The 15,235-nt window shown below is 47.7% G+C and carries 15 protein-coding genes; 11 read left to right on the top strand and 4 right to left on the bottom strand.

What is annotated here, in order from left to right; genetic code table 11:
- Positions 1–21 precede the first annotated feature (21 nt).
- From folC to purF, 4 genes are all read left to right on the top strand, one after another.
- Entirely contained in the window at positions 22–1,395 is a 1,374-nt protein-coding gene (folC, locus tag ABD980_RS10390; protein WP_300647272.1) for a bifunctional tetrahydrofolate synthase/dihydrofolate synthase, read from the top strand.
- Positions 1,396–1,470: 75 nt separating this feature from the next.
- Entirely contained in the window at positions 1,471–2,250 is a 780-nt protein-coding gene (locus ABD980_RS10385; protein WP_300647271.1) for an SPOR domain-containing protein, read from the top strand.
- Complete coding sequence (locus ABD980_RS10380; protein WP_300647270.1) at positions 2,250–2,738, top strand: CvpA family protein; 489 nt, start codon at positions 2,250–2,252, stop codon at positions 2,736–2,738. The genes ABD980_RS10385 and ABD980_RS10380 overlap by 1 nt, the downstream gene beginning before the upstream one ends.
- Positions 2,739–2,756: 18 nt before the next feature.
- Positions 2,757–4,217, top strand: coding sequence for an amidophosphoribosyltransferase (gene purF / locus ABD980_RS10375; RefSeq protein WP_345371539.1), 1,461 nt, complete (start codon positions 2,757–2,759; stop codon positions 4,215–4,217).
- An 84-nt stretch (positions 4,218–4,301) separates the two neighbouring features.
- Here the strand turns inward: purF and ABD980_RS10370 are convergent, their stop codons facing one another.
- From ABD980_RS10370 to map, 4 genes are read right to left on the bottom strand one after another with little or no spacing between them, the layout of a single operon-like run.
- A complete protein-coding gene (locus ABD980_RS10370) occupies positions 4,302–4,784 on the bottom strand; it encodes a disulfide bond formation protein B (protein WP_300647267.1) in 483 nt (160 codons plus the stop codon).
- A gap of 14 nt (positions 4,785–4,798) precedes the next feature.
- Positions 4,799–5,506, bottom strand: coding sequence for a MarC family protein (locus ABD980_RS10365; protein WP_260648695.1), 708 nt, complete (start codon positions 5,504–5,506; stop codon positions 4,799–4,801).
- Between the two features lie 10 nt (positions 5,507–5,516).
- Positions 5,517–8,084 (bottom strand): [protein-PII] uridylyltransferase, encoded by a 2,568-nt coding sequence (locus tag ABD980_RS10360; protein ID WP_345371536.1) that lies wholly within the window; start codon positions 8,082–8,084, stop codon positions 5,517–5,519.
- Positions 8,084–8,896 carry a type I methionyl aminopeptidase gene (map, locus tag ABD980_RS10355; RefSeq protein ID WP_345371534.1) on the bottom strand — a complete coding sequence of 271 codons (813 nt, stop codon included), beginning with the start codon at positions 8,894–8,896 and terminating at the stop codon, positions 8,084–8,086. The genes ABD980_RS10360 and map overlap by 1 nt, the downstream gene beginning before the upstream one ends.
- Before the next feature lie 337 nt (positions 8,897–9,233).
- On the opposite strand from map, the gene rpsB reads away from it, so the two are divergent.
- The 7 genes from rpsB (at position 9,234) to ispC (ending at position 15,234) form a co-directional block, all read left to right on the top strand.
- Positions 9,234–9,992 carry a 30S ribosomal protein S2 gene (gene rpsB, locus ABD980_RS10350; RefSeq protein ID WP_260648698.1) on the top strand — a complete coding sequence of 253 codons (759 nt, stop codon included), beginning with the start codon at positions 9,234–9,236 and terminating at the stop codon, positions 9,990–9,992.
- Positions 9,993–10,097: 105 nt separating this feature from the next.
- Entirely contained in the window at positions 10,098–10,970 is an 873-nt protein-coding gene (gene tsf, locus ABD980_RS10345) for a translation elongation factor Ts (protein ID WP_300646855.1), read from the top strand.
- A 100-nt stretch (positions 10,971–11,070) separates the two neighbouring features.
- The gene (pyrH, locus tag ABD980_RS10340; RefSeq protein WP_260648700.1) at positions 11,071–11,787 is read left to right on the top strand and encodes a UMP kinase; all 717 of its coding nucleotides are present in this window, start codon (positions 11,071–11,073) and stop codon (positions 11,785–11,787) included.
- Positions 11,788–11,800: 13 nt separating this feature from the next.
- The gene (gene frr, locus ABD980_RS10335; protein WP_260648701.1) at positions 11,801–12,361 is read left to right on the top strand and encodes a ribosome recycling factor; all 561 of its coding nucleotides are present in this window, start codon (positions 11,801–11,803) and stop codon (positions 12,359–12,361) included.
- 18 nt (positions 12,362–12,379) lie between these two features.
- Positions 12,380–13,126, top strand: a complete 747-nt coding sequence (gene uppS / locus ABD980_RS10330) for a polyprenyl diphosphate synthase (protein WP_260648702.1) — start codon at positions 12,380–12,382, stop codon at positions 13,124–13,126.
- An 18-nt stretch (positions 13,127–13,144) separates the two neighbouring features.
- Positions 13,145–14,023, top strand: a complete 879-nt coding sequence (locus ABD980_RS10325) for a phosphatidate cytidylyltransferase (RefSeq protein WP_260648703.1) — start codon at positions 13,145–13,147, stop codon at positions 14,021–14,023.
- A gap of 5 nt (positions 14,024–14,028) precedes the next feature.
- Positions 14,029–15,234 carry a 1-deoxy-D-xylulose-5-phosphate reductoisomerase gene (ispC, locus tag ABD980_RS10320; protein WP_345371530.1) on the top strand — a complete coding sequence of 402 codons (1,206 nt, stop codon included), beginning with the start codon at positions 14,029–14,031 and terminating at the stop codon, positions 15,232–15,234.
- Position 15,235: the final 1 nt, after the last annotated feature.

The raw sequence follows: 15,235 nt of genomic DNA, 5'->3' as shown, positions 1-15,235 counted from the left end.
CTTTTACTTTTTATGACAGTTATGAACACCACAACCTTAGATCAATATAGTCCCTTATCCCAATGGTTAGCTCATCTGGAACGCTTACACCCGCAGGTCATTGATATGGGGCTAGAGCGAGTCGGCAAGGTAGCACAGAGCTTAGGTGTTGCGCAGAGTAAGGCATTAAAAATTGTGGTGGGTGGGACCAATGGCAAAGGCTCAACATGTGCGATGCTAGAGGCAATTTTATTAGCGGCTGGGTATCGAGTGGGGACGTACACATCACCACACTTAGTGCATTATAACGAGCGTATACGTATTAATGGTGCTCCTGTTGAAGACGCAGTGATTACCACCCAATTTGCGCGCATAGAGCAAGCACGAGGTGCTATTTCCCTGAGCTACTTTGAGTTTTCTACGCTTGCCGCATTAACTGCTTTTATGGACGCAAACGTCGATGTGATGTTGCTAGAGGTCGGCCTAGGTGGGCGTTTAGATGCCGTCAATGTGGTAGATGCGGATTGCAGCATTATTACAAGTGTGGATATTGATCATGTGGAGTATTTGGGCGATGACCGAGAGCAAATTGGTTGGGAAAAAGCTCATATATTTCGTGCTGATAAACCAGCCATTTGTGCTGATCCGATGCCACCGGCATCGATTGCTCGCTATGCTCGCCAAGTAGGGGCTGATTTATGGCAGTTTGGCGTGGATTTTAACTATTCAGGCGATGCGCAGCAGTGGGCATTTGCCGGGCGTGAGCAACGTCGTCCCGCTTTGGCGTATCCTGCATTGCGTGGGGTCAACCAGCTTTTGAATGCTTCGGCTGTTTTAGCAGCATTAGAGGCATTGCGTATGCAATTAGTGATACCGGCAAGCGCAGTACGCGAGGGGCTGTTGCGTGCGGCTGTGCCTGGACGTATGCAGATTTTACCGGGGCAGCCTACCGTGATATTGGATGTTGCACATAATCCGCATGCAGCAGGGGCTTTGGCACAAAACTTACAGCAGATGCCTTATCAACCGCATGCAAAAACAATTGCTGTGGTGGGGATGCTCAAAGATAAAGATGCCAAGGCCGTGATTCAGCGTTTAGCACCCTGGGTCGATATTTGGTTGTGTGCTAGTTTAAGCGGCCCTCGAGCCTTGATGGCAGAGGAATTGTCAGAATTGGTTAACCAAGTCGTGCAAGCGCCGGATATAGACGATAATACAGGGTCTACAGCCCTAAGTCCTGGTGTGCGTAGCTCGCAGCCTAGGGTGGATAAGAGCACAGTACAAATCCAAAGTTGTACTGATATGGTGCAAGCGTTTGTAAAAGCACAAGAGATCGCACAGCTAAATGATAGAATTTTAGTGTTTGGCTCATTTTTTGCGGTGGGGCCAGTGCTAACGCACTTAGGGCGACTGTAATTTATTCAAAAGAGGCTAAAATAGCATTTCATGATTTATTTTGCCCACTGACTTGTTATAGGTTTTAAAATTTAAATGGGACTGTTTTCACGTAAAGAGGCAGCAGTAAAAACAGCACGAAGCTCAAGTGATGATCAGCTCATTGAGCTGCGTAATCGGGCGCGTCGGCGTTTGATTGGTGCTGTAGTGCTGGTGTTAGCAGCAATTGTGCTTATTCCTATTCTTATTAGTGATAAAAGCACACAAGAGCCAGAGCAGGTGGTAAGTGTAATTCCATCAATTATTCCACCTTCAGAAGAAAAATACCGTCTTGCTGAAAGTTTAGAGCAGCCTGTGTTCGAGCAGGAAATAGATAACACCGAAGACCCTGGGCTAATCGAAACGCCCGTTACGGTGCCTGAGCCAGAGCCTACCGTTTTGCCCCCTAGTGTGGAGCCTGTAGCTCAAGCAAAACCCGAGCCTAAGCCAGAACCAAAACCTGAACCAAAACCGAAACCCGAACCTAAGCCAGAGCCAAAGCCCAAACCAGCTCCTGTGCGTACGGATGACGGGGCGGTAGCCTTAGCATTGCTCGAGGGCAGAACCCCACCCAAAACCACATCAGCACCTACAATGCAGCAGGGGGCTGTCGTGGTGCAAATCGGTGCTTACTCTTCACAAAGTGATGCGAATGCACGACGCGCTAAACTTGTGGCGGCAGGGGTGAGCAATGCTTATGTAGAAACCGCAACAGTTTCAGGTAAACCTGCTTATCGCTTGCGCGTGGGGCCCTTTCCGAGCCGCCAAGCCGCTCAAGCCGCTCAAGCTCGCTTACGTTCCTTGGGTTACGAAAATAGCTTTATTTCATCTAAGTAGTGAATAGCTTTGATTATGTACTGCTCGCCGTACTTGGCCTAACCAGCGTGTTAGGCTTTGCTCGCGGTTTAATGAAAGAGCTGATGTCACTGGTGGCTTATGTGGCAGCATTTATGGCAGCGATTTGGTGGGGGCCACAAACCAGCGGTTGGTTAGAAAATTTAATTGCTACGCCCTTATTGCGCACAGCGGTGGGTTATATTGCCACGTTTTTTGTCGCCTTGCTTGGCGTAGGCCTGCTAAATATGGCATTAAATGCGCTGATTGAGCATACCGGTTTAGGCTCAGCGGATCATAGTCTTGGCGCTCTATTTGGTTTAGCCAAAGGTAGTGTGATAGTTTTAGGTGTGATTTTAGTAGCAGGCTACACGCAACTACCAGTTGAGCCGTGGTGGCAACAATCCACCTTAGCAAATACTGCCATCAATGTAATAATAGGTATAAAATCCTATTTGCCGCCCGATGTGGCTGCGTGGTTACCTTATTAACATTATGGATAGAACATTATGTCAGGAGTCGTAGGGGTCGTCGGCCGTGGGCCAGTAAATCAATTGATTTACGATAGTTTATTGCTGCTACAGCACCGAGGCCAAGATGCTGCAGGAATAACCACCTACAACAATTACTTTTTTCACACTCATCGCGGACCAGGTTTGGTCCGTGATGTATTTCGTACACGCAATATGCGCAGCTTAGTGGGCAATTCGGGCGTGGGTCATGTCCGCTATCCGACCACAGATAGTGCTGAAAATGCTGACGAGGTGCAGCCTTTTTATGTTAATGCCCCTTTTGGTATTAGCTTTGTGCATAATGGCAACTTGAGCAACTGGCGTCAGCTACGCCAGGAGCTTTTTAGCATTGATCGTCGTCATATTAATACGAACTCTGACTCAGAGGTATTGCTCAATGTTTTTGCGCACGAGCTACAACGAGCAGCGAATGGTGGGGATTTAACGCCGGATATTATTTTTGATGCAGTAACTGCTGTACATCGCCGTGCCAAAGGGGCCTATGCGGTGATTGCTCAAATCGCTCATTACGGTTTAGTGGCATTTCGGGATCCAAATGGGATTCGACCACTTTGCATTGGCAGCCAGCTTACACCCGAGGGCAAAGAGTGGATGATCGCGTCAGAGTCAGTGGCGGTGACGGGCTGTGGTTTCCACTTAGAGCGGGATGTTTTACCGGGCGAAGCCATTTTTATTGATTTAAAAGGTAATGTACAGCGTCACCAGTGCGCAGAAAGCACTCAGTTATCCCCCTGTGTATTTGAGTACGTTTATTTTGCTCGGCCAGATTCTACCTTGGATGGGGTCTCGGTGTATGATGCACGCTTGAAAATGGGCGAGTATTTGGGGAACAAGGTAGCAAAGCAGTTACGTTTAGCGGATATTGATGTGGTGATGCCTATTCCTGATTCGGCACGTCCGTCTGCCATGCAGTTGGCTGCACAGCTAAATCTTAACTATCGCGAAGGCTTTATTAAAAATCGTTATATTGGGCGCACCTTTATTATGCCGGGGCAAGCGGTACGTAAAAAATCGGTTAGGCAGAAATTGAGTGCTATTCCTATGGAATTTAAAGGCAAGAATGTATTGCTTGTGGACGATTCCATTGTAAGAGGAACAACGAGCCGCGAGATTGTTGAGATGGCTCGCTCAGCCGGAGCCAATAAAGTCTTTTTTGCATCCGCAGCGCCACCCGTTCGTTACCCGAATGTGTATGGTATTGATATGCCTACACGGCGTGAGCTCATTGCGTATGGCAAAACGGTAGAGGACGTTGCTTTGGAAATTGGGGTAGATGGCTTAGTCTATCAAGACCTAGATGATTTAGAGCAAGCCTTACGCGATTTAAATCCGGATTTTGATCGCTTTGAGTCTTCTTGCTTCGATGCGGATTATGTGACAGGGGATATTACCGCCGAGGATTTAGACCAACTAGAACAAGAGCGTGGTGGGTCATAGTATTTGTTGGTAACAATAAGAAAACGCCCCTCAAGACGACTCAGGTCAGTCTTGGGGGGCTTTTTGATTTAGGTGGAATGAAAACTAAATAACGGCTTTACGAAAGAGCACAAAGGTATTTGTAATGCCAACCAGAGCAAAAAACAACAAAGCCCAGAGAGCATAATCCAGCCCTAACACAGCCGTTGTGGCATCCATACAAGAAGCATAAATCCCAAATAACCAGGGAATGCTTGACTCTAAGCCCGTGTTGATCATGAATTGATCTGCAAAACTCATATCGCAGGAAAACAGTTTAGCGGCCACAGAGTGCTGATACCATGCAGCCATTACGCCACCGTAGGCCGTAATAATAATAAAAATCCGAGCCAATAAGCCTAGCCAAAGTTGGCGCCAGGCCATAGCAATATATCCGATGAGACTCAATAAAAACAAAACAACTAATAAGAGACGTTGAAAAACGCACCAGGCACAAGGGCGTAAGCCAAACCCATGTTGAGAGATTAGTGCAACCCCCAGGGCGAGTAAACTGAGGACGGCGGTATAAAGAAAAAAGCGTTGTTGCATAAAAAAACCTTGGTTTATTGAGCAGTAGCGCTGCGATGAGCAGCTTCGACTAACAGATCTAACACGATTTCGTGAAAACCATCCCAGACAATTTGCACGCCTAAACAAAGCAGAATAAAAGCTGATAGTCGCATGACGACGGCGGTACCATTTTGGCCTAAACGGTGTAAGAACTGAGAGGCAAAGCGTAAACATAAATACACCACAAAAGCCGCTGCTGCTACAGCGGGGATGGCACCGGCTAGTTTTGTGGCACCAACAACAGCGCTACTGTGGTGTAAGGTGGCGCCCACAGTAAGAGCAGCGGATAGTGACCCTGGGCCACAGAGCATGGGAAAAGTCAGAGGGTAAAAGGCTTTGGCCCGCACATGTTCCCATGAGTAGGACTCAGCCATATCCTGCGCTTGCTCTGCATCAAAATCCGAAGCACTCACCAAACGCCATGCTGTGGCAATAACGAGTAAGCCGCCACCAATACGAATGATCGGCAAAGATATGCCAAAAAAGTTCAGCACCACATTGCCAGCAATCATGGCTACCGTCAGCATAATAAAGATGTTGATTGCGACTTTTTTAGAGAGGCGAGTGCGTGCTGATGTGCTAGCGCCCTCGGTAAGTGTTAAAAAAATAGGAGCTGCCGCCGGTGGATTCAGCATAGGCAGTAGAGTCGCTATGGTAAATAAGAAACTGCGACTAAAATCAAAAAATAAGGAGGTTTCCATGGAGCATGGCTTAAAGGACCGAACGCAAGGCGCGCTCGAACTGCTTAAAAAAAGCGGTGTGGTGAAGTTCATCGCTGTGCACAATGAACGTGTCTTCCACGCGCTCACCTAAAGTCATAATTTTAGCGGATTTTACGTTAATGCGTTGTGCAGTAAAGGCCTGGGCGATGCTATAGAGCAACCCTTTGCGGTCTGCGCAAACAATAGAGATTTTCCACGTGTGTGGTTGGCTCATTGGTTGGATGTCCACAATAGGGGCAATAGGAAAAACCCGTGCACGTCTTGATTGTGTTTGGGGTAGATAGCGGGGAGCGGTGTCAAATGGGGTTTGTGGATGCTGTAAAAAAGTACACAACTGGTGTTGAAGTGTCTTGGCAAAGTTCGTAGAGTAACGCTGATGTCGAGGTAAAAGCAGTACAAAACTATCTAAAGCCCAGCCGTGGTTGGTGGTGTAGATGCGGGCGTCTTGGGTGTTAAGGTGGTGTTGGTCAAAAAAAGCACAAATATGCATGAACAAGTCTTCGCGGTCGGGCGTATAAATCATGATCTGTATGGTTTCTCCCTTGCCGACGGGACGTGTTTCGACTACAGGGTGGGGGTGGAGCAACGCTTTGTGTAATGCTTGCCCATGCCAAACGATCTCCTCACACTCATGACGTAAAAAATAACTAATATCAAATACATCCCAAAGGTTTTCAATATCGTTTGCATCAATGTTTTGAGCCAATAGCTGGGTGAGGGCCTGAGCTTTACGCTGTGCTAAAATCTCTGTGGCGTTTGGCTGATCGCCTTGTAAAACACGGAGTGTCAGGGTGTAGAGATCACTCAGTAGTTTGGCTTTCCATGAGTTCCATATGGTAGGGTTGGTGCCTTTGATATCGGCTACAGTTAGTAAGAACAAGGCAGATAAGCGGCGTGGGGTGCTGACATGTTTCGCAAAATCAGCAATGACCGTTGGGTCACTGATATCCCGCTTCTGTGCCACCATAGACATACTTAAATGGTCATAAACTAAAAAAACAATCAGTTCCGTATCGGCTGCGCTAAGCTGATGGCGCTGACAAAACGCCAAAGCATCTTGCGCGCCAAGCTCAGCGTGATTACCACCTCGACCTTTAGCAATATCATGGAAAAGCGCGGCGATATAAAGCACCCAAGGTCGTTCAAAAGCATCCATGAGCTGGCTGGCTAATGGATGGTCATTCGCATATTCGGCGAGCGTAAAACGGCGCAAGTTACGGATCACCATCAGTGTATGTTGGTCTACGGTGTAGACATGAAAAAGATCATGCTGCATTTGCCCCACGATATGCCGAAACTCCGGGATATAACGGGGCAAAATGTTAAGCATATTCATGAGCCGAAGAGCATGCAACACCCCTCGTGGTTGCTGTAGAATGGCTAAAAAAAGCTGTTGGTGCAAAGGCTGCTGCCGAAAAGACTCATTAATTAAACGGCGCGCGTGCCATAGAGCGCGCAAAGTCTGGGCACTAAAATGATGCAGATCACCGCGTTGCTGCAAAAGCAAAAACGCACGTAGGATGAGATCGGGGTGTTTTTGTAATTGCTCCGGCTGGCGCAGGTGCAAGCGTTGATTACGGACCTCAAAAAAAGCATCGATGGGTTCGCGTACAGGCGGTTGGGGGGAAAATAAAATCTCCTCAAGGTTTTGCATCAAAATGGTATTCATTTGATGCACGGTGCGTGCAGCCCAGTAATAGCGCTGCATGAGCTTTTCGCTTGCCTGTTGTTTATCTTTGCCCGTAAACCCATAGATACGTGCTAACTCTGGCTGATAGTCAAACAGTAATCGGTCCTCGGCACGCTGGCTAAGCAAATGCAGCTCGATACGTAAACGCATAAAAGCAGCGGAAGCGCGTGTAATGGCACGTAGTTCGGCTGGGCTCAAGAGTTGAGCCTGTGCGATTTGTTGCCATGAGTCTCCCAGCCCCATGGCTTTGGCTAGCCATAATAAAATTTGTAAATCTCGTAAAGCGCCTGGGGATTCTTTGCAGTTGGGTTCAAGCGCATAGGGCGTATTTTGGTAGTGAGCATGACGCTGACGCATTTCTGCCAGCTTCGCTTGAAAGAAAGTCTTAACCTCAAGTTGCTGCTCTAAGCTTTTTTGAAGTTGTTTAAAAAGTTTGAGATGGCCAGTGATAAAGCGGGCTTCTAATTGTGCGGTTTGGGTAGCAATGTCTGCCTCGGCGGCCTCTAGACATTGGGCAATGGTACGCACACTGGAAGCCGCTTTAATGCCTATATCCCATAGCGCCGCTATAAACTGTTCAATAGCATGTTGCTCGTTTAGGGATGGTGGGTGATGAAGTAAAATTAAAATATCGACATCAGAAAAGGGATAAAGCTCTTGGCGACCATAGCCACCCACGGCGATAAGAGCGCTAGCTGCTGGTAGCGGCTTTAAAGCGGTAAGCTGGGTTAAGCATTGATCAGTATAGGTGCTGAGTCGACGTAGTAAATGCTCGGATCGAGGACGCAAACGGAAGCGTTGAATGGCTTTGTGTCGTTGCCGTTGTAAGCGCTTTTTTAGTTGCGTAAGATCCGAGGCAGCTTGCATTAGCGTTTAAAATCTTTTACAAAAGCGGGCGGCTCGGGCATCTCTGGGGAAACGGTTAATACCTCGTAGCCGTCTTCTGTGACTAAAATGGTATGCTCCCATTGTGCAGATAAACTGCGGTCACGGGTAACCACCGTCCATTGATCCGGTAGTAGTTTAAGATCCCGCTTGCCAGCATTAATCATGGGCTCAATCGTAAAGATCATGCCGGGCTTAAGCTTCATCCCAGTACCAGGCTTACCGTAATGTAGGACTTGGGGATCTTGGTGAAAAACTTGACCAATACCATGTCCGCAATATTCGCGTACCACAGAGTAATGATGGTCTTCGGCATGCTTTTGAATAGCGTGACCAATATCACCCAGGGTGGCTCCCGGCTTTACCTGTTCGATCCCTAACCACATGCACTCATAAGTGACTTCGGTTAGACGACGAGCCAGAATGGAGGGCTCACCTACAAAATACATACGGCTGGTATCGCCAAACCACCCATCCTTAATGACAGTGACGTCTAAGTTAATGATATCGCCGTTTTTAAGTTTTTTATCACTGGGAATACCATGGCAAATGACATGGTTGACAGAGGTGCAAACGGCACCGGGAAAAGGGGGGTGCCCAGGGGGCGCGTAGCCTACTGTCGCCGACTCGACGTGAAGCACATCGCGAATATAATCTTTACACAGTTGATCGATTTCTGCGGTAGTGATACCAGGCTGAATAAAGGGTGTTAAATAGTCAAGAGTTTGGGCTGCCGCTTGGCAAGCAGCACGCATTTTATCTAAATCTGTTGGATCGGTAACAATTGGGCTCATAATAGCTTGAGTTTAATGGGAAAAAAGTAATATAATCATTGGCTATCGTAAGTCAATTCATGCGTCTTGGCAAAACGATGAGATCGGACAGATCCGTTTGATCAGCTAAGTGCTGTAAACGCACTTGATTTGCACTACAGACCGGTAGCCTTCCTATTTAGTTTAATACTTAGATTGCGTTGGTGTCTTTCTTTTTTCAGCAAAGACGGTCTTTTTGCGTTTTTATTCTTTTTTTAAATCGCGCATCTAATCGTCTCAGGGTGTCTGGATATACGGTTTAACTGTTTCCTTACCGGATGTTGGATTAGATGCAAGAACAAACCCTTGGAGAACTCTCATGTCTTTAATGCGTGAAATGCTAGAGGCTGGCGTACACTTTGGCCACCAAACTCGTTTCTGGAACCCAAAAATGGAACAATACATTTTTGGCCAACGTAACCGTATCCATATCATTAACTTGGAAAAAACGGTTGTGCAGTTTGTTGAAGCCCAAAAATACCTCAGCGATCTAGCTGCTCGTGGCGGTACCATTTTATTTGTAGGTACCAAGCGTGCCGCTCGCGAAATTGTCGCTGCTGAAGCACAACGTTGTGGCATGCCTTATGTAGACAGCCGTTGGTTGGGCGGTATGATGACCAACTTTAAAACCGTTAAAACTTCTATCAAACGCCTTAAAGACATGGAAGCTCAGCTTGCTGATGGCGCGCTAGAGCGTATGACCAAAAAAGAAGGTCTGTTGTTTGAGCGCGAAATGGAAAAACTCAACAAGTCCATTGGTGGTATCAAGGACATGGCCAAACTACCCGATGCTTTATTTGTCATCGACGTTGGCTATCATAAAATTGCAGTGGCCGAAGCTAAAACGCTTGGTATCCCTGTTGTGGCAGTGGTGGATACTAACCACTCGCCCGAGGGTATCGAAAAAGTGATCCCTGGTAACGATGACTCGGCTAAAGCTATTGCTCTTTATGCTCGTGGTATGGCTGATGCCGTTCTACAAGGTCGCAACCAAGCTCTAAGCGGTTTAGTTGAGGAAATCCGCGGCGAAGAAGAGTTCGTCGAGGTAGAAGCAGCTGAACAAACCAGCGAAGAGTAATCCCTATTACCCATAGGGGGCAGGCACGGCTTATCGCAGTCGTGCACCGTAGACTTTTACTTGCCCCAGTTTACTGGGGCATGTTTTACAGATTTGGAGAAAATCGTGGCTCAAATTACAGCATCGATGGTTAAAGAATTGCGCGAGAAAACAGACGCTCCTATGATGGAGTGCAAAAACGCCTTGGTGGAAGCCGAAGGTGATATGGCTCGTGCAGAAGAACTGTTGCGCGTTAAGCTAGGTAGCAAAGCAAGCAAAGCCGCTTCTCGTATCACTGCCGAAGGTCTGGTCACGGTTTACATTGCTGACGATGCCAAAACTGGCGCCGTCGTAGAGGTAAACTGCGAAACCGACTTTGTGGCAAAAAACGAAGACTTCATCAACTTTGTTAACGAAGTAACACAGCTAGTTGCCGAGAAAAACCCAGCGGATGTTGCCGCTTTAGCGGAGCTTCCTTTCCGTGATGGTACTGTGGAAAGCGTGCGTGCTGGTCTGGTTGGTAAAATCGGTGAAAACATTACTGTACGTCGTTTCCAGCGTTTTGAAACCGAAAATAAGCTCGCCCAATACGTACACGGCGGCAAAATCGGTGTAATTGTTGATTACTCTGGTGACGATGAGGTCGGTAAAGACGTGGCAATGCACGTGGCTGCGATGAAGCCTAAAGCATTATCAGCAGAACAGGTGCCAGCCGAGGACATCGAAGCCGAGCGCTCCGTTGCTGCACAAAAAGCAGCCGAGTCCGGTAAGCCTGCTAATATCGTAGAAAAAATGGTAGAGGGTGCTGTAAACAAATTCCTCAAAGAGGTCACGTTGCTATCTCAGCCATTTGTTAAAAATGATAAACAAAGCGTTGAGCAAATGCTCAAAGAAAACAACGCTACTGTTGCTGCTTACACCGTATATGTCGTAGGCGAAGGTATCGAGCGTCGCAACGAGGACTTTGCTGCCGAGGTTGCTGCCGTAACAGGTGCCTAAGTATTTAGTTTGATTGAGCAAGGCGCAGGTGTATTGCCTCTAGGCAATACCTTGCGCTCTGTTTTATACTTTCACTGTTCTAACTCTCGGAATTTCTGTCATGAACACCCCTTTATACAAGCGCGTTTTGCTTAAATTGTCTGGCGAAGCGCTCATGGGCGAAGATGCCTTTGGAATTAACCGCGCAACGATCATGCGCATGACTGAAGAAATATCCGAAGTCGCAAAGCTAGGTGTTCAGGTCGCTATAGTCATTGGCGGGGGTAATATCTTCCGTGGGATTGCTCCTGGTGCTCAAGGTATGGATCGTGCAACTGCAGACTATATGGGCATGATGGCAACCGTAATGAATGCTTTAGCCCTGCAGGATGCACTAAAAAATGCTGGCTTAGATGCTCGCGTTCAGTCCGCTCTTAATATTGAGCAGGTGGTCGAACCTTATATTCGTCCTAAGGCCCTACGCTACCTCGAGGAAGGCAAGGTTGTTGTGTTTGCAGCGGGTACAGGGAACCCTTTCTTTACTACAGATACTGCAGCGGCATTGCGCGGGGCAGAAGTTGGCGCGGAAATCGTCTTAAAAGCGACAAAGGTAGATGGTATTTATAGCGCAGACCCAAATAAAGACCCTGGTGCAACACGTTATGCGCGAATTAGTTTTGACGAAGCAATTGTGCGTCGTCTCGAGGTCATGGATGCCACTGCTTTTGCGCTGTGTCGTGATCAAAAGCTCCCCATTAAAGTTTTTTCTATTAATAAGCCTGGCGCACTACGTCGTGCAGTGTGTGGTGAAGACGAAGGCACTTTAGTGCACGTTTAATATAGGAATAGTTATGAGTCTTTCAGAGATTAAAAAATCCGCTGAAGATCGTATGAAAAAATCGATCGAAGCCCTAGTCACCAATTTAGCCAAAATTCGTACTGGTCGTGCTACGCCCGGTATTCTTGATCATGTTTCGGTGGAATACTACGGCTCCGAGGTTCCTGTTAGTCAAGTGGCTAATATCACCGTTGCTGATGCGCGTACACTAAGCTTACAAGTATGGGAAAAACAAATGGCTCCGGTTGTAGATAAAGCCATTCGTGAGTCCGATTTGGGTTTAAACCCAATTCTGTTGGGTGAGACCATTCGTGTGCCTATGCCCCCCTTGACCGAGGAGCGTCGTCGCGACTTGACTCGTATTGTGCGTGCTGAAGGCGAGGACGCTAAGGTAGCGGTGCGTAATTTACGCCGGGATGCGAACGACTCTTCTAAGCGCTTACTCAAAGATAAGGAAATATCCGAAGACGAGGATCGTCGTTTTCAGGAAGAAATTCAACGTCTTACAGATAAATTCGTCGCTGAGATTGATCGGTTAATTGCCGAAAAAGAAGACGAAGTGATGACGGTCTAATACCGTTAGGTGGTTGCGATGCTGTTTAGCTCTACTCAAACCATACCCGACTACAGCGCAGTGCCGCGCCACCTTGCCATTATTATGGATGGTAATGGGCGATGGGCGACCCGTCGCATGCTACCTCGTACGGCAGGTCATGTCCGTGGGGTTCAGTCCGTGCGCCGTGTAGTAGAAGGCTGTGGTAAAGCAGGGGTGAAATACCTCACATTGTTTGCTTTTAGTTCTGAAAACTGGCGACGCCCCGAAGAAGAGGTTTCTCTTTTAATGCGATTGTTTGTGCAAGCCCTTGAAAAAGAGGTGCATAAACTTGAGCAGCAAGGGGTGCGATTACGGGTGGTCGGGGATTTAAGTCGTTTTGACCCTAATTTGCGCGAATTAATCCATCAGGCTGAGCAAAAAACGGCGCATAACGACGCTTTGCATTTAACAGTTGCAGCTAATTACGGTGGGCGCTGGGATATTTTACAAGCCACGCAGCAGTTACTTAAAAATCAGCCACAACTTTGTCAGAATCCCTCTCAGCTCGACGAGGCGGCTTTTAGCCCGTACTTATCGATGGCTTTTGCACCAGAGCCCGATTTGTTTATTCGTACGGGGGGAGAGCAACGTATTTCTAACTTCTTAATTTGGCAGCTAGCGTATACAGAGCTGTACTTTACTGATGTCTATTGGCCGGACTTTGGGCTAAAACACCTACAAGAAGCTTTTGACTGGTATAGTAAACGGGAACGCCGTTTTGGGCGGACGAGTGCTCAGCTTTAATTCACATTTAGGTTCTGTATGTTAAAACAACGCGTTGTTACAGCTGCTATTTTGATTGCACTGTTATTAGGCGCTATATGGGCACCAACGCCATGGGCATTGGTGCTTATTTTATGTGTCATGGCCAGTTGTGCTGTTTGGGAGTGGTTACGACTTTCTTATAGCGATAAGCCACTGGTTCCCACTCTTGTTGCTGTGGCTTTTGCCTTCATGACATGGGGATATGCACGCCAATGGATCATCGATGCAGAACAAGGGTTAATGCATTCGCACCCTTTTTTGCTGATTAGCCCGATTGTTTTGGCATATTGGGTCATTGGTGTCGGTTTTATGCTCGCCATGGCGCAAACACAAAAGCGGCAAAATCCCCTTGCGCTGTCCTTATTTGGCGTAATGAGTATAGCGGTGGCCTGGGCGGCCTTGGTCGATATGTGGTTATATCGTGGTGCGTGGTACTTATTATCCATGATGGCCGTGGTTTGGGTGGCTGATATTGCTGCTTATTTTAGTGGTAAGGCGTTTGGTCAACGCAAGTTAGCTCCGCGCATTAGTCCAGGGAAAACGTGGGCAGGCTTAGGTGGGGGGGTACTGGCGGTGGTTGCTTGGGTACTGATTAGTAGTACCTGGTCCGGTTCTTTTGGTGCAGAGCTAGTTGCTAATTGGTCCTGGTTTGGTGCTATGGTTTTTGCTGTGCTTCTAGCGTTATTTTCTGTGGTGGGGGATTTATTTGAGTCGCTGCTCAAGCGACGTGCTGGTTACAAAGATTCCAGCCAACTTTTACCAGGTCACGGTGGTGTTTTAGATCGTATTGATGCGCTTATTCCCGTGGCTCCTCTGGCTGCTTTTGTGGCAGGGCCATGGCTGCAGGCTTTGCTAACTAACCCCGTTAATTCTTAGCATTTATGATTCAGTCTATCTGTGTGTTGGGCTCGACCGGCTCCATTGGAAAAAGTACCTTAGATGTGATTGCGCGTCATCCAGAAACGATGCGAGTGTATGCCTTATCTGCTTTTAGCCAAATGGTGGAGTTGGCTCACCAAGCCCAACAAAGTCAAGCTAAAGTCGTGGTCGTACCAGATGCGGCGGCGGCACAAAGGTTTAAAGACGCTTGGAATAGCTCTTTGCCCTTGCCAGAAATCCGTTTAGGCACCGAAGGATTAAACAGCGTAGCCAGTGCGCCAGAAGTCACTACCGTGATGGCCGCTATTGTTGGCGCCGCCTGTTTAGAGCCTGCGTTGGCTGCGGCTAAATCCGCAAAGCGGATATTATTGGCTAATAAAGAGTCTTTAGTGGCAGCAGGGGGCTTGTTTATGCAGGCTGTGCGCGAATCCGGTGCGCAGGTGTTACCCATAGACAGCGAACATAATGCGATGTTTCAATGCTTACCTCCAGAGGCTCAGTGTAGTGCACCTACAGAACCACATGGCACCATACGGCGTTTGTTGCTAACCGCTTCGGGGGGACCCTTTAGAGAAGCCACTCCAGATCAACTGCATCACGTGACTCCAGAGCAGGCATGTAATCACCCTAATTGGTCGATGGGGCGCAAAATTTCTGTGGATTCAGCCACGATGCTCAACAAAGGTTTAGAGGTGATTGAGGCGCACTGGCTCTTTGCTATGCCTGCAGATAAAATCCAGGTGGTTGTCCACCCACAAAGTGTTGTGCATTCGATGGTGGAATATACCGATGGCTCTATCTTAGCTCAGCTTGGACAACCTGATATGCGCACTCCTATTGCTTATGGTCTTGGCTATCCTCAGCGTATCCAAAGCGGGGTAGGTCTTATGGACTTAGTGCAATTGGGGCGCTTAGATTTTTATGCGCCGGATTTTGCCCGTTTTCCTTGTTTGCAGTTAGCTTTTGATGCGCTCAATACTTCTCAGGCAGCCTGTGTGGCCCTAAACGCGGCTAACGAGGTAGCGGTTGATGCTTTTTTACAAGAAAAAATCCGCTATACCCATATACCTCAGGTGATAGCGCATACTATAGATCGGATTGAAAAAAAGGCTTATGTATTGGCGGAGCTTGCGGATGTGTTAGCGCTGGATCAACATGCGCGTGCCTTGGCCAATGAGCAGACTCAAGTTCTTATGAGTGTCCACTAAT

The sequence above is a fragment of the Paenalcaligenes hermetiae genome (genome assembly GCF_039543645.1).
In the GTDB taxonomy this organism is placed as follows: domain Bacteria; phylum Pseudomonadota; class Gammaproteobacteria; order Burkholderiales; family Burkholderiaceae_B; genus Paenalcaligenes; species Paenalcaligenes hermetiae.
The sequence above is the reverse complement of the archived record's forward strand: the minus strand, read 5'-3'. Positions and strand labels throughout refer to the sequence as shown.

Coding starts and splice junctions, on each gene's coding strand:
- ABD980_RS10385 (WP_300647271.1), top strand. CDS start 1,471: ATGGGACTGTTTTCACGTAAAGAGGCAGCAGTAAAAACAGCACGAAGC.
- frr (WP_260648701.1), top strand. CDS start 11,801: ATGAGTCTTTCAGAGATTAAAAAATCCGCTGAAGATCGTATGAAAAAA.
- ABD980_RS10365 (WP_260648695.1), bottom strand. CDS start 5,506: ATGGAAACCTCCTTATTTTTTGATTTTAGTCGCAGTTTCTTATTTACC.
- purF (WP_345371539.1), top strand. CDS start 2,757: ATGTCAGGAGTCGTAGGGGTCGTCGGCCGTGGGCCAGTAAATCAATTG.
- ABD980_RS10360 (WP_345371536.1), bottom strand. CDS start 8,084: ATGCAAGCTGCCTCGGATCTTACGCAACTAAAAAAGCGCTTACAACGG.
- ispC (WP_345371530.1), top strand. CDS start 14,029: ATGATTCAGTCTATCTGTGTGTTGGGCTCGACCGGCTCCATTGGAAAA.
- uppS (WP_260648702.1), top strand. CDS start 12,380: ATGCTGTTTAGCTCTACTCAAACCATACCCGACTACAGCGCAGTGCCG.
- rpsB (WP_260648698.1), top strand. CDS start 9,234: ATGTCTTTAATGCGTGAAATGCTAGAGGCTGGCGTACACTTTGGCCAC.
- ABD980_RS10370 (WP_300647267.1), bottom strand. CDS start 4,784: ATGCAACAACGCTTTTTTCTTTATACCGCCGTCCTCAGTTTACTCGCC.
- map (WP_345371534.1), bottom strand. CDS start 8,896: ATGAGCCCAATTGTTACCGATCCAACAGATTTAGATAAAATGCGTGCT.
- folC (WP_300647272.1), top strand. CDS start 22: ATGAACACCACAACCTTAGATCAATATAGTCCCTTATCCCAATGGTTA.
- pyrH (WP_260648700.1), top strand. CDS start 11,071: ATGAACACCCCTTTATACAAGCGCGTTTTGCTTAAATTGTCTGGCGAA.
- ABD980_RS10325 (WP_260648703.1), top strand. CDS start 13,145: ATGTTAAAACAACGCGTTGTTACAGCTGCTATTTTGATTGCACTGTTA.